This window comes from Bradyrhizobium sp. ISRA464 (genome assembly GCF_029910095.1).
Classification (GTDB): domain Bacteria; phylum Pseudomonadota; class Alphaproteobacteria; order Rhizobiales; family Xanthobacteraceae; genus Bradyrhizobium.
Genome location: NZ_CP094526.1, coordinates 1,129,392 through 1,147,077, shown reverse-complemented (window position 1 = coordinate 1,147,077; position 17,686 = coordinate 1,129,392). Strand labels below are relative to the sequence as shown.

17 protein-coding genes are annotated in these 17,686 nt (G+C 64.6%); 10 read left to right on the top strand and 7 right to left on the bottom strand.

The window, feature by feature from the left end; all coding sequences use genetic code 11:
* Positions 1–37: 37 nt before the first annotated feature.
* From MTX19_RS05330 to MTX19_RS05320, 3 genes are all read left to right on the top strand, one after another.
* The gene (locus tag MTX19_RS05330; RefSeq protein ID WP_280982731.1) at positions 38–565 is read left to right on the top strand and encodes a cytochrome b; all 528 of its coding nucleotides are present in this window, start codon (positions 38–40) and stop codon (positions 563–565) included.
* Positions 566–751: 186 nt separating this feature from the next.
* The gene (locus tag MTX19_RS05325) at positions 752–2,224 is read left to right on the top strand and encodes an amidase (RefSeq protein ID WP_280982730.1); all 1,473 of its coding nucleotides are present in this window, start codon (positions 752–754) and stop codon (positions 2,222–2,224) included.
* Between the two features lie 35 nt (positions 2,225–2,259).
* Complete coding sequence (locus MTX19_RS05320; protein WP_280982729.1) at positions 2,260–2,613, top strand: nuclear transport factor 2 family protein; 354 nt, start codon at positions 2,260–2,262, stop codon at positions 2,611–2,613.
* Positions 2,614–2,753: 140 nt separating this feature from the next.
* Here the strand turns inward: MTX19_RS05320 and MTX19_RS05315 are convergent, their stop codons facing one another.
* Together MTX19_RS05315 and MTX19_RS05310 are read right to left on the bottom strand one after the other, a co-directional pair.
* Positions 2,754–3,842 (bottom strand): Zn-dependent alcohol dehydrogenase, encoded by a 1,089-nt coding sequence (locus MTX19_RS05315; protein WP_280982728.1) that lies wholly within the window; start codon positions 3,840–3,842, stop codon positions 2,754–2,756.
* A 187-nt stretch (positions 3,843–4,029) separates the two neighbouring features.
* A complete protein-coding gene (locus MTX19_RS05310) occupies positions 4,030–5,811 on the bottom strand; it encodes an acyl-CoA dehydrogenase family protein (RefSeq protein WP_280984700.1) in 1,782 nt (593 codons plus the stop codon).
* 70 nt (positions 5,812–5,881) lie between these two features.
* On the opposite strand from MTX19_RS05310, the gene MTX19_RS05305 reads away from it, so the two are divergent.
* Both MTX19_RS05305 and MTX19_RS05300 read left to right on the top strand, forming a co-directional pair.
* On the top strand, positions 5,882–6,583 hold the full coding sequence (locus MTX19_RS05305) for an SDR family NAD(P)-dependent oxidoreductase (protein ID WP_280982727.1): 702 nt from the start codon (positions 5,882–5,884) through the stop codon (positions 6,581–6,583).
* A gap of 164 nt (positions 6,584–6,747) precedes the next feature.
* Positions 6,748–7,578, top strand: a complete 831-nt coding sequence (locus tag MTX19_RS05300; protein ID WP_280982726.1) for an enoyl-CoA hydratase — start codon at positions 6,748–6,750, stop codon at positions 7,576–7,578.
* Positions 7,579–7,768: 190 nt separating this feature from the next.
* Here the strand turns inward: MTX19_RS05300 and MTX19_RS05295 are convergent, their stop codons facing one another.
* Positions 7,769–8,659, bottom strand: coding sequence for a LysR family transcriptional regulator (locus MTX19_RS05295; RefSeq protein WP_280982725.1), 891 nt, complete (start codon positions 8,657–8,659; stop codon positions 7,769–7,771).
* Between the two features lie 119 nt (positions 8,660–8,778).
* Between MTX19_RS05295 and MTX19_RS05290 the strand changes: the two genes are divergently transcribed.
* Complete coding sequence (locus MTX19_RS05290) at positions 8,779–9,615, top strand: oxidoreductase (protein ID WP_280982724.1); 837 nt, start codon at positions 8,779–8,781, stop codon at positions 9,613–9,615.
* A gap of 158 nt (positions 9,616–9,773) precedes the next feature.
* Here MTX19_RS05290 and MTX19_RS05285 read toward each other — a convergent pair whose 3' ends face one another.
* Positions 9,774–10,397: a GNAT family N-acetyltransferase gene (locus tag MTX19_RS05285; RefSeq protein WP_280982723.1), complete on the bottom strand. Its 624-nt coding sequence runs from the start codon at positions 10,395–10,397 to the stop codon at positions 9,774–9,776.
* A 72-nt stretch (positions 10,398–10,469) separates the two neighbouring features.
* Positions 10,470–10,673, bottom strand: a complete 204-nt coding sequence (locus MTX19_RS05280) for a DUF1127 domain-containing protein (protein WP_280982722.1) — start codon at positions 10,671–10,673, stop codon at positions 10,470–10,472.
* A 117-nt stretch (positions 10,674–10,790) separates the two neighbouring features.
* On the opposite strand from MTX19_RS05280, the gene MTX19_RS05275 reads away from it, so the two are divergent.
* From MTX19_RS05275 to tcuB, 4 genes are all read left to right on the top strand, one after another.
* The gene (locus MTX19_RS05275; protein WP_280982721.1) at positions 10,791–11,690 is read left to right on the top strand and encodes a transcriptional regulator GcvA; all 900 of its coding nucleotides are present in this window, start codon (positions 10,791–10,793) and stop codon (positions 11,688–11,690) included.
* 177 nt (positions 11,691–11,867) lie between these two features.
* Positions 11,868–13,181, top strand: a complete 1,314-nt coding sequence (locus MTX19_RS05270; RefSeq protein ID WP_280982720.1) for an MFS transporter — start codon at positions 11,868–11,870, stop codon at positions 13,179–13,181.
* An 88-nt stretch (positions 13,182–13,269) separates the two neighbouring features.
* Entirely contained in the window at positions 13,270–14,661 is a 1,392-nt protein-coding gene (tcuA, locus tag MTX19_RS05265) for an FAD-dependent tricarballylate dehydrogenase TcuA (RefSeq protein ID WP_280984699.1), read from the top strand.
* A gap of 16 nt (positions 14,662–14,677) precedes the next feature.
* Entirely contained in the window at positions 14,678–15,784 is a 1,107-nt protein-coding gene (tcuB, locus tag MTX19_RS05260) for a tricarballylate utilization 4Fe-4S protein TcuB (protein ID WP_280984698.1), read from the top strand.
* An 80-nt stretch (positions 15,785–15,864) separates the two neighbouring features.
* Here tcuB and MTX19_RS05255 read toward each other — a convergent pair whose 3' ends face one another.
* Together MTX19_RS05255 and MTX19_RS05250 are read right to left on the bottom strand one after the other, a co-directional pair.
* Complete coding sequence (locus MTX19_RS05255; protein ID WP_280985869.1) at positions 15,865–16,791, bottom strand: cytochrome c oxidase assembly protein; 927 nt, start codon at positions 16,789–16,791, stop codon at positions 15,865–15,867.
* A gap of 294 nt (positions 16,792–17,085) precedes the next feature.
* Positions 17,086–17,625, bottom strand: coding sequence for a class I SAM-dependent methyltransferase (locus MTX19_RS05250; protein ID WP_280982717.1), 540 nt, complete (start codon positions 17,623–17,625; stop codon positions 17,086–17,088).
* Positions 17,626–17,686 lie beyond the last annotated feature (61 nt).

Below are 17,686 nucleotides of genomic sequence, written 5' to 3'. Positions count from 1 at the left end.
ATCGGTCCCGATCCGCCCACGTCTGCCTGGAATACCCATGCCCCGTCTGTCCTACGACACCACCGCAAAGCTCTTCCACTGGACCATCGTGGGCTTGTTGGCCGTGCAGTATCCGATCGGCTGGCTGATACCGGACATCCATCGCGGTCAGACTCCAGGTGCTGCGATGACGTTCCACATCTCGTTCGGCATCCTCATCCTTGCCCTGATCGTGCTGCGACTGATCTGGCGTTTGACCCACCCGGTCCTCGCCGAACGGTCGCTTCCGGTATGGCAGGGGATCGGTGCTCAGGTCGCGCACTGGATGCTCTATCTACTCGTGCTGGCGACGACCGTGACCGGCTGGCTGTTCGCATCGTTTCGGGGCTGGTCAGTGTCGTTCTTCTACATGGTGCCGCTGCCTATGCTCGCCTCGGACAACGCCGCGGCCGGCAAGGCCATCGACGGGCTGCATCAGGTGGCGGAATGGTCTCTGCTGGTGCTGATCGGCCTCCACGTCGCGGCGGCGCTGGCGCATCTCTTGATCTACCGCGATCGCGTCATGCAGCGCATGCTCCCAAACTAGAGCGTTTTCGAACGAAGTGGACGCCGGTTGGCGTGAAGAAAACGCGTCAAAACAAGAATCTAGAGCTTCGGTTCTGATTCAATCAGAACCGAAAATGCTCTCGGCCGGCCGCGCAATTGCGATCAAGCCGGACTTGCTCGCCTGCTCCATTCTGAGCATGATCACGCCCGAACAATGGAGCGCGCCGTGGCCAAGTCGCAATGGAGTTTCAAGACCGCCGTCGAACTGTCGGCGGCGCTGAAGGCAAAGCAAGTGTCAGCCGTCGAACTGGCCGAGGACGCGATCGGCCGCATCGAACGCCATGACGGCAAGATCAACGCGATTTGCGTGCGCGATTTCGAGCGCGGCCTTGCCGCGGCCCGCGCCGCCGACGCCGCGATCGCGCGCGGCGAGCACCGGCCGCTGCTCGGCATCCCCATGACCGTGAAGGAATCCTTCAATGTCGCAGGATTGCCGACGACCTGGGGCAATCCCGCACAGAAGGATTTCACGCCGGCCGAAGACGCGCTCTCGATCACGCGGGTGAAAGATGCCGGCGGCGTGATCCTCGGCAAGACCAACGTGCCGCTCAACCTCGCCGACTGGCAGAGCTACAACGACGTCTACGGCACCACCAACAACCCCTTCGATCTCGGCCGCACGCCTGGGGGCTCGTCCGGCGGATCGTCGGCGGCGCTGGCCGCAGGTTACGGCGCGCTGTCGCTCGGCTCTGACATCGGCGGCTCGCTGCGTGTGCCAGGCTTCCATTGCGGCATCTATGCGCACAAGCCGACCTTCGCGCTGTTGCCCTCGCGCGGCCACACGCCGCCGCCTTTGCCGCCGCTGCCGTTCGACCGTGATCTCTCGGTGATCGGCCCGATGGCGCGCGGCGCCGCCGATCTGTCGCTACTGCTGGACGTGATGGCCGGCCCCGATCCGCTGGAGGCCGGCAAGGCCTACCGCCTCGAGCTGCCGGCGGCGCGGCATTCGGCGCTGATGGATTTCCGTATTCTCGTGATCGACACCGATCCGGTGCTGCCGACCGACAGGACGATCGGCGCCACGATCGACAAGCTCGCCAGCAACCTCGACAAGGCCGGCGCCAAGGTCTCGCGCTCGAGCCCGTTGCTGCCGGATTTCGCGGCCTCCTCGCGGCTCTACATGCGGATGCTGCTGTCGTTCCTCGCTGCAACCTTCCCGCCGGAGGTCTATGCCGGCGCATGCGCGGCGGCGGCGGCGCTGCCGGCCAGCAACACCAGCCTGCAGGCCGAGCGCCTGCGTGGCATCGCGCTCAGCCATCGCGAGTGGGTGATCGCCGACGGCGCCCGCGCACGCTTGCGCGCGCAGTGGCGCGAACTGTTCAAGTCATTCGATGCGGTGATCTGCCCAATCATGCCGACCCCGGCCTTTCCGCACGATCATTCGCCCGATCAGGAGCAGCGGCGGATCCTGATCGACGGCGAACCGCACGTCTACACCGACCAGCTCGCCTGGCCCGGGATCGCGACCCTGCCCGGCCTGCCCTCGACTGCAATCCCGACCGGCTCTGCGCCCGACGGCTTGCCGGTCGGCGTGCAGATCGTCGGCCCCTGGCTGGAAGACCGCACACCCCTGAAGCTCGCCGAACTGATCGAGCGCGAATTCGGCGGGTTCGTGCCGCCGAAGATGTTCGACGATTGAGATACGACAGCGGAGAGAAAACGGGAGGAAAACCAATGAGCACAGACTTGGAAGAGCTGACAAAGCTCAACAAGGACTATGTCGATTCCGTTCAGAACTGCAACGTCAAACGCTTCGACGAAATCCTGGCGGAAGATTTCTACTGCACCAACCCCGACAAGAGCCTTGTCGATCGCGCCGCCTTCCTGAAGCAGACCGCGATCCCCGTGAAAATCAAGGGCCTGAAGGCCGAGGACGTCAAGATCCGCATCCTCGGTGACTTCGCCATCATCCACGCGCAAACGAGCTATATCGGCGCGGATGGCCAGCCCGCGCATGGTCGTTACACCGACTGCTGGGCCAGGCAGAACGGCAAATGGCTCGCGGTATCGGCGCACGTCGCGCGGTAAGGACCACGCTCGCGGCGACACGGTCCGCTGTCATGCCCCGCTTCATGCGGGGCATCCAGTACCTGGCGGCGCAGTTGCTTCACACCGCCGCCGCCGCGGCGTACTGGGCCGCCCGGTCAAGCCGGGCGGCGACAACCTGGTCAGCTGTCGAACACGATCACGCTGCGGAGCGTCTTGCCGGCCTTCATGTTGGCGAAGCCTTCGTTGATCTCCGAGAGCTTCAGCTTGGCCGAGATCCAGTCCTCCAGATGCAGCTTGCCGCGCATGTAGAAGTCGACGAGACGCGGCATGTCGACGCGGAAGTGGTTAGAGCCCATCGACGAGCCCTGGATCTTGCGCTCGCGCAGGAAGTCGAAGCCGTGCAGCTCGATCTTCTGGCCGAAGGGGATCATGCCGACGATGGTCGCGGTGCCGCCGGCAGCGAGCATACCGAACGCCTGCTCGGCGGTGTCCTTGCGGCCGAGCACCTCGAAGGAGTGATGCACGCCGCCGCCGGTCAGCTCGCGCACCTGCTGCACGACGTCGCCGTTCGCGGGATCGACGATATCGGTGGCCCCGAGCTTGGTGGCGAGCTGCAGCTTGGCGGGGTTGGTGTCGATCGCGATGATGCGGCCGGCGCCCGCGATCTGTGCGCCGTTGATCGCGGCCATGCCGACGCCGCCGCAGCCGATCACGGCCACCGTCTCGCCGGCGGTCACCTTCGCGGTGTTCACAACGGCGCCGTAGCCGGTGATAACGCCGCAACCGATCAGGGCTGCGAGATCGAGCGGCATCTCCTTCTTGATTTTCACGATGGCATTCTCGTGCACCAGCATCTGCTCGGCAAAGGACGAGAGATTGAGGAACTGGTTGAGCTTCTCCGGCCTATTCCACTGCAGGCGATTGGATGCGCCGGGCAGCATCTTCACCGTGGTATCGGTGCACAGCACGGTGCGGCCGGTGGTGCAGTTGTCGCAGGTGCCGCAGAACACCGACAGGCAGGTGACGACGTGATCGCCGGGCTTCACGTAGTTGACGTCGGAGCCGACCTTCTCGACCACGCCGGCCGATTCATGACCGAGCACGGCCGGCAGCGGATGCGGATACAGTCCTTCCATGAAGTGCAGGTCGGAGTGGCAGAGGCCGGCGACCGCGGTGCGGATCAGGACCTCGCGCGGCCCCGGATTGGGCACGCTGACGTCTTCGATCACCAGCGGCTTGTTGACTTCATGCAGGACGGCGGCCTTCATCGGAATTTCCTCTCGTGTTTATCGTTGCGCACGCTCTCCACCTCTCCCATTGGGAGAGGTCGGAGCGCATCGATGATGCGGTACGGGTGAGGGGTTGAACTATCGAGAGAGCGATACCCCTCACCCGGATCGCTGGCGCGATCCGACCTCTCCCGATGGGAGAGGTGAACTGCGGCCACGGGTGAGCCTACGCTGCGACGAGCAATTCGCCAACCTCGGCCATGCCGACAGCGCGATCGCCGAGCAGGTGCTCGGTCATCGTGCGCTGAACGGTATTTTCCGTTAGCCGGAACGGATCGCCCGGCATCACGCGGTGGTCGATCACCATCCGCGACAGCAGGAGCCGGCGCGCATCGCCGCGCATCTCGTGAATGCGTCCGCCCTCCCACGCCAGCGCCACCGCGCTTGCGACGTGATAGAGCAGGCTGGTGGCTCGACGCGCATCGCCCTCGTTGTCCATGCGGCTTGCGACCTCGCGCGCAAACGCGACTGCGCGGTCGCTGAGATCGCGCAGCCTGTTGCGCCAGGCCTGTGGGACATCGGGGCTGTCGTCCAACCGTGCGTGCAAATCGGCCGCGAGCGCACTGTCCGCACCATGGCGTCCGACCGCGCGCTTTAGCGCATCGATCGCGACGATATTGCCGGTGCCCTCCCAGATCGAGCCGAGATGCGCGTCGCGCAACAGCCGTGGCGTGACGAACTCCTCGATGTATCCGATGCCGCCGCGCATCTCCATCGCATCGCCACAGACTTTCCGGGCGTCGCGGGTGGCGCGGAATTTCAAGGTCGGCGTGAGGATACGGAGCAGCGCCGCGGCATCCTGGCTGCCGGCCTCGGCGCGGTCGAGCGCAGCCGCAGTCAGGAAGCTCATCGAGAGCGCCTGCTCGGTCGGCAGCATGATCTTCATCAACTGCCGCCGCGCCAGCGGCAGGTCGATGATGCGCTGGCCAAAGACAACACGTCCCCTCGCCACCGTGATGGCATCGTGCCAGGCGCGGCGCATCAGCGCGGTGGATTTGACGCCGTTGGAAAGCCGCGACGAGTTCACCATCTCGGCCATCTGCACGAAGCCGCGATCGAGCTTGCCGACGGCATAAGCGATCGCGCCATCGAACTTGATCTCGCCCGAGGCCATCGACCGGGTGCCGAGCTTGTCCTTCAGGCGCACGATCCGGTAGTGGTTCTGCGAGCCGTCGTCGAGGAAACGCGGCATCAGGAACAGGCCGACACCGCGCGTGCCCGGCCCTGCGCCCTCGGGGCGCGCCAGCAGCATCACCACCTTGGCATCGGCATTCGAGCAAAACCATTTCTCGCCATAAAGCCGCCAGTGGTCGCCCTCCTGCACGGCCCGCGTCGTCAGCGTGCCGACATCGGAGCCGCCCTCCTTCTCGGTCATGAACTGGCCGCCCTGCGTCAGCTTGCTCATGTCGGTTTGCGTCAGGCCATCGAGATATTTCGCCTTCAACGCCTCGCTGCCGAAATTCGCCAAGAGCTTGGCGCAGCCGTCGGTGACATTGATCGGGCAGCCCATGCCGAATTCGGTCTGGTTGAACAGGAAGGTGAAGGCATGCTTGGCCACGACGGGATATTTGTCCGGCCAGCCCATGATGCCCTTGCGGATCGACAGCGCGTGAATGCCGAACTCGCCGAAGGCAACCTTCTCTATCTCGCGATAGGACGGGTGGTATTCGATGTGCTGCACGTCGCGGCCGAATTTGTCGCGCTGGTGCAGCATCGGCGTATGCCTGTCGGCGAGCCTCGCGCATTCATCGAGATAGCCGCCGGCGAGTTCGCCGAGCCGGTCGAGATGCGGCTCGATGTGACGGAACAGCGCATCGGGCAAATGCAGTTTCAGCAGATCAGTCAGCGCGGGGTCGGCCCGGTAGAAGTTCATGCCTGTGGTATCGGGAGCCAGGAGCCCCGGCTGGCTGGCGTATGACGGCTTAAGGTCCTGCTTGAGCGGCTGCATTGAATTCCCGGCTTTGTTGCTCATCTCTTCAGGCAGACTATCCTCTTCCGGCAGAGCAAAGGAAAGCCCAATGGACATGCCAAAGTACAAGATCGCCCTGATCGTCGGCGCCGGCGAGGGGCTCAGCGCCTCGCTCGCACGGCTATTTTCGCGGGAGGGAATTCGCGTGGCGCTGGCCGCGCGCAGCATCGAGAAACTCGGCGCGCTCTGCACCGAGACCGGCGCGCGCGCCTATGCCTGCGATGCCACCAAGGTCGAGGACGTGGAACGGCTGTTCGGCCTCGTCGAGCGCGAGATCGGGACGCCCGATCTCGTGGTCTACAACGCCTCCGGCCGCATGCGCGGTCCGTTCGTCGAATTGGTGCCATCAGAGGTCGAGCGGGCGATCGCGGTCTCCGCCTTCGGCGGCTTCCTGGTGGCGCAGGAAGCTGCGAAACGCATGCTGCCGAACAAGAAGGGCGCGATCCTGTTCACCGGTGCGTCCGCCAGCGTGAAGGGCTACGCGCAATCGGTGCCGTTCGCGATGGGCAAGTTCGCGTTGCGCGGCCTGGCGCAGAGCATGGCGCGCGAATTGTCGCCGCAAGGCATCCATGTCGCACATTTCGTGATCGATGGCGGCATCCGCAGCGCGGCTCGCACCGAGCCCGCCGACCGGCCCGACTCCATGCTCGATCCCGATGCGATTGCCTTGAGCTATTGGAGCGTGCTGCAGCAGCCGCGCAGCGCCTGGAGCTGGGAGCTCGAATTGCGGCCCTGGGTCGAGAAGTTTTGAGATGACGGAAGTCATGTAACTAGCGTAACGTCCGCGAAACGATCCGCTGCATCCGTCATTGCGAGCGGAGCGAAGCAATCCATATCGCCACAAGCTGAGGAGTGGATTGCTTCGTCGCTTCGCTCCTCGCGATGACGGCAACGATCAGCCCTCAGGAAGGAAACATGACCAGCGAAATCAAGATCGAGACCGGCACCGACGAACTGCTCTGCGTGATCCGCGACCGCGTCGCCGTCATCACGCTGAACCGCCCCGAGGTGCGCAACGCGATGTCGGACAATCTGACGCCGGCGCTGCGCACGATGATCAGGACCTGCGGCGAGAACCCCGAGGTCTGCGTGCTGCTGCTCACCGGCGCCGGCAAGGCGTTCTGCGCCGGCGGCAACGTCAAGGGCATGGGCGCGCATCGCGACCAGAAGAAGCTCGACATGTCCTATGAGGACAAGGTCGCCGATCTGCAGGAACGCCAGCGCCTGCTCACCGGGGCACTCGCCTCGGTGCGCAAGCCGACCGTTGCCGCGCTGCCCGGCCCCGCGGTCGGCGCCGGGCTCGCGCTCGCGATGGCCTGCGACCTCCGCATCGCCGCGCAATCGGCCTTCGTGTCGACCGGTTATCTGCGCGTGGCGCTGAGCGGCGATTACGGCATCGCCTGGCTGCTCACGCGCCTGGTCGGCACTGCACGCGCCCGCGAGCTGATGTTCACGGCCGAGAAGGTCGATGCCGCCAGATGCGAGCAGATCGGCCTCGTCAACCGCGTGGTGCCGGACGAGACGCTGCAGGAGGAAGCCTTCGCACTCGCCAAGGCAATGGCCGAAGGCCCGACGCTGGCGCTGCGCTACATGAAGGACAATCTGGATGAAGCGCTGCTGTTCGACTTCGCCACCGCGCGCGATCATGAGGCCGAACGGCTGATCCGGCTGACCACGACGGCCGATCACAAGGAAGCGGTGCAGGCCTTCATCGACAAGCGCAAGCCGGTGTTTCGGGGCAATTGAGCGCCGGCTTGGTCGCCCGTCATTGCCGGGCTTGGACCCGGCAAGCCATCGTAAAGACCGCTTTCATTTGATGGATGCGCGGGTCGAGCCCGCGCATGACGAGCGCGTAGCCTGGATGGAGCGCAGCGCAATCCGGGACAGGGCTCTCCCCAGAGATACTGATCCCGGATTGCGCTTCGCTCCATCCGGGCTACGGATTCGGAGAGCGCGCGAAATCCACGAAGGCGCGCAGCGCGGCCGGCAGCTGACGGCGGCTCGGGTAATAGAGGAAGAAGCCGGGATAGGCCGGGCACCAGTCGGCGAGCACGCGCACCAGCTTGCGTTTCGCGATCAGCGCGTTGACCTGCGCCTCGAACACATAGGCGAGCCCAGCTCCATCGAGCGCTGCATCGACTATCAGGTCCTGGTCGTTCAGCGTCAGCGGTCCCTCGACGTCGATATCGACCTCGATGCCGCCGCGATCGAACTCCCAGCGATAAACCACGCCGCTGGTGAAGCGGTAGCGGATGCAGGGCAGGCGTTTCAGGTCGTGCGGCGTGATCGGCGGCTTGTGCGTCCTAAAATAAGCGGGTGAGCCGACCACGGCAAAGCGATGCCGCGGACCGATCGGGACGGCGATCATGTCGCCAGCAATCGTCTCGCCGAAACGCACGCCAGCGTCGAAGCCGGCGGCGACCATGTCGATCAACGCGTCGTTGATCATGACCTCGACACTGACATCGGGAAACGCCTTCAGGAAGCGCGTGACGATCGGCAGCAGCACCAGCTGCGCCGACTGGCGCGCCGCGGTGAAGCGCAGCGTGCCCACCGGGCGACCACGGAAATTGTTGAGATCCTCCAGCGCATCGTCGATGTCGCGAAACGCCGGACTGATCCGCGCGAACAGCCGCTCGCCGGCTTCGGTCAGCGCCACGCTGCGGGTGGTGCGGTTGATCAGGCGCAGGTCGAGCCGCTCCTCGATGTTGCGCAGCGCGTGCGAGAGGGCCGACGCGGACACGCCAAGCTCGGTCGCCGCCGCGCGAAAGCTCTTGTGGCGGGCGATGGCGAGAAAGGTGGCGAGGTCGGAGGGGTCGATCCGCATTAATGAATTTTCCTCATCAGCTTGGCAAATATATATCGGATTATCTCATCACCGACGAGGCGCTATCCCTTTGCCCATCAGGCCGGCATCGCGCCGGCCCCAAAGGAAAGGGCAAAATCATGCGTGTCTGGTTCATCACAGGAGCTTCCCGGGGTTTTGGCGCCTTGATCGCCGAAGCGGCGCTCAAGGCAGGCGATGCGGTGGTTGCCACCGCGCGCGATCCCGCAACCGTCACCGCCCGCCTCGGCCAGCATGAGCGGCTGCTGGCCGTCAGGCTCGACGTCACCAGCGAGGCCGAGGCCCATGCCGCGGCCGGCGAAGCGGTCAAGCGATTCGGCCGCATCGATATCCTGATCAATAATGCCGGCTATGGCCTCCTCGGCGCGATCGAGGAGGCGAGCGCGGCGGAAACCCAGCGACTGTTCGGCACCAATGTGTTCGGCCTGCTCGACGTCACGCGCGCGGTGCTGCCGCATATGCGCCGGCAGCGCTCCGGCCATGTCGTCAACATCTCGTCGGTCGGCGGCTACGCCGGCTATCCCGGATGGGGCGTCTACGGCGCGACCAAGTTCGCGGTTGAAGGCATCAGCGAGGCGCTGGCCGGCGAAGTCGCGCCGCTCGGCATCAAGGTGACGGTGGTCGAGCCCGGCTTCTTCCGGACCGACTTCCTGGACGAGAGCTCGCTGTCGCGCATCGCGCAACAGATCGAAGATTATCATGCGAGCGTCGGCAGGACACGCGCGCTTGCCGCCGACTTCAACCACGGCCAGCGCGGCGACCCGCGCAAGCTCGCCGGTGCGATGCTTCGGCTCGTCAACGCCGAAAAGCCGCCGCTGCGGCTGCCGCTCGGTAGCGACACGGTGGAGCGCATCGAGGCCAAGAACGCGGCTGTCGCGAAGGAGCTGGCGGAATGGCGCACCGTGGCGACGTCGACTGACTTTGCGAAGGACGCCTGACCGTCATTGCCGGGCTTGCCCCGGCAATCCATAGCGCAAGATGCGCCTTCTCTCGATGGATGCGCGGGTCAGGCCCGCGCATGACGAGCAGAGGTTACGGCAACAGGTTGGCTAAAAAAAGACCCGGTTCTGGAGGGGCCAGAACCGGGCGCAGTGTATCAAACCGCAAGCGAGGACGTCGCGGCCATGCGGGAAGCGGCGGCGAGCCGCCAGCTGGCACAGGGACTTTCTTGTGGTTTGACGTGGATCTGCTTCTCGAAGCGCACCAGCTTCCAGTCGCCGGGGCTGTTCGTGAAGGCATAGCCGGACTTGCGGGCAAGCCCGATCATGGTCGCGTTGGAACGCAGAGTGTCGCCAAAGATGCGCCCGGCTCCGAAGGACGCCGCGCGGCATTCGAGATTTTTCAAGAGCGCCTTGCCGATGCCGTGGCCCTGCCACCGGTCGTCGATCGACAGGCCGAACTCGACGCTCGACGTGTCGGCATGGAAGGCGTAGCGGGCTTCGCCGACGATGGTTTCGAAGCCGTCAACCATGATCGTCGCGACCACCGTGAACCGGTCGGCCTCGCCGATGTGGATGAAACGCTCGAGCTCCATCTTCGGCAGCTCTCTCATCGCGCCCAGGAAGCGGTTGTAGCGCGCCCCCGCGGAGAGCGAACGGATGTAGCTCTGCAGCTCCTCGCGATCTCGCGGCTCGACGAAGCGCACCTTGATCTCGCGACCGTCCTTCGCACGCAGCACGTCGGAATATTGCTTGAGATCATCGAGACGCCGCGCAGCCATCACACGCTTCTCAGGGGTGAAGAAATTGGCCGGCGCCCCTCATCGGAGGCGACGCCGGCGAAGGCGTCCTTGTTAGGCCCGCCAGAACGGCTTTTCGGTTTCGAAAGCCACGTCGCTCCGAGATACGCCGATGTCGTGAAGGTCGCGGTCCGACCACTGGGCCAGCTCGCGCCGGCGCTCGTAGCGGTCCCACCACACATGAAGGGTCTCGTTGACCTGGTTCAAAAAGCCATCAGCATGATGATTTGTCATCGATTGATGAGTGAAAATGGACATTTCCGGCTCCTGTCGGTAACCTCTTGGCGGTAATATCTGCGCAGTCGGAGCCTTCCACAAACGACACTTTGTACCGTTTCGCATGAATTAACGTCATGTATTGGGAGCCACGCCGGAATGACCAGCCGACTACCTTCGCTGAACGGGCTGCGCGCCTTCGAGGCCGCCGCGCGGCACATGAGCTTCACGATCGCGGCATCGGAGCTGAACGTGACGCAGACCGCGATCAGCCATCAGATCCGGCGGCTCGAGGAAGAGCTCGGCGTCCGCCTGTTCGTCCGACAGAACCGTTCGCTCAGCCTGACGCCGGAAGCCGCCGAATACCTTCCCGGCGTGCGCGCCGCCTTCAACGACCTGCGGCTTGCGACCGACCGGCTGTTGCGCAGGGACGACGGCCACGTGCTGACCGTCTCCACCCTCGCCTCGCTCGCGGCCAAATGGCTGCTGCCGCGGCTCTCCGCATTCCAGGAGGCGCATCCCGGCATCGACGTCCGCATCACCACGTCGACCAGCCTGGTCGATTTCCAGCGTGACAAGGTCGACGCCGCGATCCGCTACGGTCGTGGCCAATGGTCGGGCCTGCGCGCCGAGTGGCTGATGGCGGACGAACTGTTCCCGGTGTGCAGCCCGTCCTTGCTGCAGGGAAGCAAGCCGCTGAAATGTCCGGAGGACCTCCGGGATCACGTGCTGCTGCACACCAGCAACACCAACAGCGACGACTGGCGGCTGTGGCTGACCGCGGCCGGACTGCCGACCGACATATCGAAGCAGCCGGGCATTACCTTCGACCTCACCTTTGTCACGGTCCAGGCCGCGATCGACGGGATCGGTGTCGCGATGGGCCGAACCTCCTATGTGAAGGACGACATCGCCAAGGGCCGCCTCGTGGTGCCCTTCAAGATCACGCTGCCGGCGGACGCCGGCTTTTATCTGGTCTCCCCGCAGGGACGGGCGGATACGCCCAAGCTCGCAGCGTTCCGGAACTGGCTCAGCGCGACCGCGCGCGCCACGGGCTGATGCCGCGCACGCTGCGTCGAGGCGTTTTCCACTACGGCTCTTTTTCCGATGGTTCGGAGGCGTTTTCGGGTTGGTCGCGCCGGACAGGCGTGCCAAATTGTCGCACAAGGCAGCTAACTGCCTTGGCTGGCGGGACAATTTTCGTCAGCCCTTCTGCCACGGGGAGGAAAGGGCGTTATGTCGCAGTCGAATCCATCGCAATCACCGCAGATCAAGTCGCGCATCGGGGCCATCCTGCGTGCGACCAGCGGCAATTTCCTCGAGCAATTCGACTTCTTCCTGTTCGGCTTCTATGCGCAGGCGATTGCAAAGGCCTTCTTCCCCTCCGGGAACGAGACTGCGGCGCTGCTCCACGCGTTCGGCGTGTTCTGGCTCGGCGCCCTGATGCGCCCGGTCGGCGCGGTCGTGCTCGGCGCCTATATCGATCGTATCGGCCGCCGCCAGGGCCTGATCGTGACGCTCTCGATCATGGCCGTGGGCACCATCGTGATCGCGTTCTGCCCGAGCTATGCGACGCTCGGCATTGCCGCGCCGATCATCGTCCTAATCGCCCGACTGCTGCAGGGCTTCTCCGCCGGTGTCGAACTCGGCGGCGTCTCGGTCTATCTCGCGGAGATTGCCACGCCCGGCAACCGCGGTTTCTACACCTCGTTCCAGTCGGCGAGCCAGCAGGTCGCGATCTTCGTCGCTTCGATTCTCGGCTATCTGCTCCACGAGAGCATGCCGGCCGACACCGTCGCTGCCTGGGGCTGGCGCATCCCGTTCTTCGTCGGCTGCCTGATCATTCCGGTGATCTTCTTCCTGCGCCGGACGCTGGAAGAAACCCCCGCATTCCTGGCGATGAAGAAGCATCCGACGGCAAGCGAGGTGTTCGCATCGGCGATCGCGAACTGGCGCATCGTCGTGCTGGGCATGATGATCGCGGTGCTGACCACCACGACCTTCTATTTCGTCACGGTCTATACGCCGACCTTCGGCAAGAGCGTGCTGAAGCTGACGACCCGGGATGCGCTCTTGGTCACGCTGCTGGTCGCGGTAACGAACTTCATCTGGAATCCGGTCGGCGGCGCGGTCTCCGACCGGCTCGGCCGCAAGCCGGTGCTGCTGGCGATCGCAGGGCTGTCCTTCGTGACCGCCTATCCGGCATTGCACTGGCTCGTCACCGATCCGACGTTCGGCAAGATGCTGGCGGTCGAGATGATGTTCTCGTTCTATTTCGGCGTCTACAGCGGCACCATGCTCGGCTGCCTGGTCGAGATCGTGCCGGCGCATGTCCGCACCACCTGCTTCTCGCTGGCCTTTGCGCTGGCGGCGGGGCTGTTCGGCACGTTCACGCCGTTCGCCTCGACCTGGCTTATCCAGCATACCGGCGACAAGGCCTCGCCGGGCTTCTGGCTGATGTGCGCGGCGGCGCTCGGCATCGTCGCCGCGCTGATCGTCTATCGGGGCGGCCGCCAGACCGTCGCGCAGCGCGAGACCGTTGCGGCCTGATATTCCGCAGCATGGTCGGGCGGATCAGGTATCCGCCCGACCGTGTTGCTTTCCATGCCGACAACGATAACAAGAGCGCATGGTTGATCTGACGCGCAGGTTCGACGTGCTGGTGATCGGGGGCGGCAACGCCGCCCTCTGTGCTGCAATCAGCGCCAGGCGGGCGGGCGCCTCCGTGCTGGTGCTGGAAGGCGCGCCGAAGTTCTACCGCGGCGGCAACACCCGCCACACCCGCAACATGCGCTGCGCCCATGACGCGGCGACCGAGATCCTCACCGGCCCCTACACCGAGGAGGAATTCTGGAAGGATTTGCTGCTGGTGACCGGCGGCCAGACCGACGAGGAACTGGCCCGCTTCATGATCCACGAGTCCAAGGACATCCTGAACTGGATCGTCGAACAGGGCGTGCGCTGGCAACCCTCGCTCGGGGGCACGCTGAGCCTCGGCCGCACCAACTCGTTCTTCCTCGGCGGCGGCCGCGCCATGCTGAATGCGCTGTATCGCACGGCCGAGCAACTCGGCGTCGACATCCTCTACAATGCCGAGGTCACCGATCTCAGGATCGAGGACGGCATGTTCCTCTCGGCTCAGTTGAAGCAGCCGGTCAACGGAAAGACCGAGGTGCGCGCCTCGACCCTGGTGGCGGCGGCCGGCGGCTTCGAGGCCAACATCGAATGGCTGAAGGAACATTGGGGCGAGGCCGCCGACAATTTCCTAATCCGCGGCACGCCCTATAACCGCGGTTCAATCCTGAAGATGCTGCTCGCCAGGGGCGTACAGGAGATCGGCGATCCCACGCAGTGCCATGCGGTGGCGATCGACGCACGCGCCCCCAAATTCGACGGCGGCATCATCACGCGCCACGATTCGGTCGTGTTCGGCATCGTCGTCAACAAGCACGCCCAGCGCTTCTATGACGAGGGCGAGGACATCTGGCCGAAGCGCTATGCAATCTGGGGACGCCTGGTCGCGGCGCAACCCGAACAGATCGCCTACATCATCTTCGATTCGACCGTCGTGACCAGCTTCATGCCGACGCTGTTTCCGCCGATCGCGGGACAAACCGTCGCCGAGCTTGCCGGCAAGCTCGAGCTCGATCCGGCGGCATTGGAAAAGACCATTACCGAATTCAACGCCGCGGTGCAGCCCGGCACCTTCGACCACACCATTCTCGACGACTGCCGCACCGAGGGCATCACGCCGCCGAAGACGCACTGGGCGCGCAAGATCGAGACGCCGCCCTACCTCGCCTATCCGGTGCGGCCCGGCATCACCTTCACCTATCTCGGCACCCGTGTGAACAAGCAGGCGCGGATGCTGATGAAGGGCGGCAAGCCCTCCGCCAACATGTTCGCCGCCGGCGAGATCATGGCCGGCAACGTGCTGGGCAAGGGTTACGCCGCCGGTATCGGCATGACCATCGGCAGCGTGTTCGGCCGCGTCGCCGGCCGTGAAGCGGCAAAGAATGCGCGGAACTGAGGACAAGGCTCGCGAGATGCACGGGACGAGGATCTTGCAGGAGGCCGACCGTCTGATGACGGTGTGCAATTCCTGCCGCTATTGCGAGGGCCTGTGCGCGGTGTTTCCCGCGATGGAGATGCGCCGTGCCTTTTCCGACGGCGACCTCAACTACCTCGCCAATCTCTGCCACGCCTGCGGCGCCTGCTACACCGACTGCCAGTTCTCGCCGCCGCACGAATTCAACGTCAATGTGCCGAAGACGCTCGCGATCGCGCGCGCCGAATCCTACGCCGCCTATGCCTGGCCGCGCGCTCTTGCCGGTGCGTTCGCGCGCAATGGATTGGTCATCAGCCTGATCGCGGCGCTGAGCGTGGCGACATTCATCTTCGGCTTCGCCGCGGCCAACGACCCGGGCGTACTCTATGGCATCCACACCGGCCCCGGTGCGTTCTATCAGTTGATGCCGCACAACGCGATGGCACTGTTGTTCGGCCTCGCCTTCCTGTATGCGATCCTTGCGCTCGCGATGGGCGTGCGCGCCTTCTGGCGCGACATCGGCGAGCCCGTCGGCATGACGACCGACCGCAAAGCGCTGTTGCAAGCGATCCGCGATGCCGGCGAGCTGCGCTATCTCGATGGCGGCGGGGTCGGTTGCTTCAACGAGGACGACCGCCCGACCGACCGTCGCAAGCTCTATCACCATTTCACCTTCTACGGCTTTGCCCTGTGCTTCGCCGCGACCTGCGTCGGCACGCTGTACCACTACCTCCTTGCGCGCGAGGCGCCCTATGCGTGGTGGGATCTGCCCGTGGTGCTCGGCACGCTCGGCGGCCTCGGCCTCGTGGTCGGCCCGATCGGCCTGCTATCACAGAAATGGAAGCGCGACCGCGTGCTGGTCGACGAGCAGCGCATGGGCATGGACACCGCGTTCATCATGATGCTGTTGCTGACCAGCATCACCGGCCTTGCCCTGCTGCTCTGGCGTGAGACCGGTGCGATGGGCCCGCTCCTGGCGCTGCATCTCGGCGTGGTGTTCGCGCTGTTCATCACCATGCCCTATGGCAAGTTCGTGCACGGCATCTACCGCTTCGTCGCGCTGGTGCGCTACGCGCGGGAACGACGGATGATGGAGCATTCGTAGCTCCCGTCACTTGGGGCATTGCCTGCCCGAGCCTTGCCGGACTGATCTACCCTCACCGTCGCATTTGCCCGAGCGTCGGGCTAGTATTCTCCGTCCGATGCGGCCGTGTTCGAACCAGTCCGGTTGATGTGCTTCTGGCCTACCTTCTGCAGGTAAGCGACGATGTCGCGGCGCGACGGAGCGTCGAGCACACGCACCGGCATGCGTGCACCGGGTACCAGTTTCTGCGGATCGGCCAGCCACCGATCAAGATTATCCGTAGACCAGGTGAGACCGGCAGTCTTCAGTGCCGGCGAATAGTGGTATCCGGGCGCCGAGCCGGCCCTGCGGCCCACCACACCGCCAAGTACGGGGCCGGCCTTGTTGGCATCCATCGCATGACATGCCGTGCACCGTTCGGTGAAGAGCTGCTGGCCGTGGGCGGGATCCGGCGCGGCATCGGCCAGGAAGCGTGAAAGGTTCTTGCTCTGTGAGGGATTCGCCGAGCGAAAAAACGTATAGCTGAGCGTGATTGTATCGACGTGGAGGTTGTCCGGATCCTTCGCAAAGGCCGGATCGACGAAAAAGACAACGGGCATTTCGACCTTCTGATGCGGATCGAGACGCTCCTCATTGAAGCAGAAGCATTGAATCTTGTTGAAATAGACACCGCTCGTCTCGGGCGTGACGTTGAATGCGGCGTGTCCGACGATCGACTCGTTGCTGAGGTTCTCGGCTGTGAAGAATACGAGCTTTTGTTCGCCGAGGTGAACCGTGACAGAGCGTTGTTCCGGCTCGAACCGCCACGGCAAGCCCGGCGCGACATTGCTGTCGAACGCGACCGCCACGGTCTTGTCGGAGGTGGTCGTCGGGTCGGAATACGCCCGCTGCGTCGTCCCTCCATATCCGGTGGCACCGCAGAATGCGCGGTACAGTTCCGGCGCATAGGCCACCAGCCCGAACATGATGCCGAGCACGACGAAGCACGGAAGAAGAACATTCAGGTTTTTCCGGTACCGCGACCCCATGTCGACTCCTTACGCGGCCGCCCCCGGCGCCTGAAGGATGTAAACCGATGTAGTCGGGCCGTCCACCGACGAATGCGAGCAAGAATCGCAAAGCAGGATATCAACAGGCTTTCAGTGCTATTTGACGATCTTGTGATCTTGTTCCAAGGGAAGTTCGATCTAATCGCTCTCTACCGACACGGCGGTCGTCTCCGCCATATACCGCTTCGTGCGCTGGTGCGCGCTATGCGTGGGAGCGGCAGATCATGATGAGCGGCGCGCCGCAGTAGCGCCGCCCCAATCCGCCTCATGGCTTTATGGCCAAGGCACAAAACCACCTGTCTTTATCACGCTTGCCTTCGCGAAACCGGCGGAGGTGAGCTTCTCCGCAAGGCCTTCGTTCGGCTGCCCGGAATAGGCCGTAAAGCCGAGCGCGATCCTGCCGCCCGGCTTCAGAACCCGCGAAATCTCGCGCAAGCCCGCGATCGCGACCGGCCAGACCTGCATCGAGTTGATCGCGAGCGCCTTGTCAAAGCTGTTGTCGCCGAACGGCAGGCGCTCGACGGAGCCGAGTTGCAGGTCGACCCGCCCGCTCCGAACGGCGGCCGCGTTCCGGCTCCGCGCCTGCTCCACCATCTCGGCCGACGGATCGACGCCCGCGATGCTCCCGGCTGAAACCAGACCAGACAGGTGTTGCATGGCGGCACCGGGACCAAACCCGACTTCCAACACGCGGTCATCAGGTTCGACCTCGAGAAGCTCCACCACCCATGCCCCGCACTCCGCATTCATGCGGGCCATGATGGCGCCGCCCAACCTCCCGAGCAGGCCTTGAGGGCGGCCAAACGCACGCATCAAGAGGTTTCGTGAAACGCTCATCGATACCGGGCTCCCGTGAACACGGATACCGGGAAGA

Excerpts from the sequence above, each read along its gene's own strand:
- MTX19_RS05330 (WP_280982731.1), top strand. The coding sequence starts at position 38 with ATGCCCCGTCTGTCCTACGACACCACCGCAAAGCTCTTCCACTGGACC.
- MTX19_RS05320 (WP_280982729.1), top strand. The coding sequence starts at position 2,260 with ATGAGCACAGACTTGGAAGAGCTGACAAAGCTCAACAAGGACTATGTC.
- MTX19_RS05315 (WP_280982728.1), bottom strand. The coding sequence starts at position 3,842 with ATGAAGGCCGCCGTCCTGCATGAAGTCAACAAGCCGCTGGTGATCGAA.
- MTX19_RS05310 (WP_280984700.1), bottom strand. The coding sequence starts at position 5,811 with ATGCAGCCGCTCAAGCAGGACCTTAAGCCGTCATACGCCAGCCAGCCG.
- MTX19_RS05305 (WP_280982727.1), top strand. The coding sequence starts at position 5,882 with ATGGACATGCCAAAGTACAAGATCGCCCTGATCGTCGGCGCCGGCGAG.
- MTX19_RS05300 (WP_280982726.1), top strand. The coding sequence starts at position 6,748 with ATGACCAGCGAAATCAAGATCGAGACCGGCACCGACGAACTGCTCTGC.
- MTX19_RS05295 (WP_280982725.1), bottom strand. The coding sequence starts at position 8,659 with ATGCGGATCGACCCCTCCGACCTCGCCACCTTTCTCGCCATCGCCCGC.
- MTX19_RS05290 (WP_280982724.1), top strand. The coding sequence starts at position 8,779 with ATGCGTGTCTGGTTCATCACAGGAGCTTCCCGGGGTTTTGGCGCCTTG.
- MTX19_RS05285 (WP_280982723.1), bottom strand. The coding sequence starts at position 10,397 with ATGGCTGCGCGGCGTCTCGATGATCTCAAGCAATATTCCGACGTGCTG.
- MTX19_RS05280 (WP_280982722.1), bottom strand. The coding sequence starts at position 10,673 with ATGTCCATTTTCACTCATCAATCGATGACAAATCATCATGCTGATGGC.
- MTX19_RS05275 (WP_280982721.1), top strand. The coding sequence starts at position 10,791 with ATGACCAGCCGACTACCTTCGCTGAACGGGCTGCGCGCCTTCGAGGCC.
- MTX19_RS05270 (WP_280982720.1), top strand. The coding sequence starts at position 11,868 with ATGTCGCAGTCGAATCCATCGCAATCACCGCAGATCAAGTCGCGCATC.
- tcuB (WP_280984698.1), top strand. The coding sequence starts at position 14,678 with ATGCACGGGACGAGGATCTTGCAGGAGGCCGACCGTCTGATGACGGTG.
- MTX19_RS05255 (WP_280985869.1), bottom strand. The coding sequence starts at position 16,791 with ATGGGGTCGCGGTACCGGAAAAACCTGAATGTTCTTCTTCCGTGCTTC.
- MTX19_RS05250 (WP_280982717.1), bottom strand. The coding sequence starts at position 17,625 with ATGCGTGCGTTTGGCCGCCCTCAAGGCCTGCTCGGGAGGTTGGGCGGC.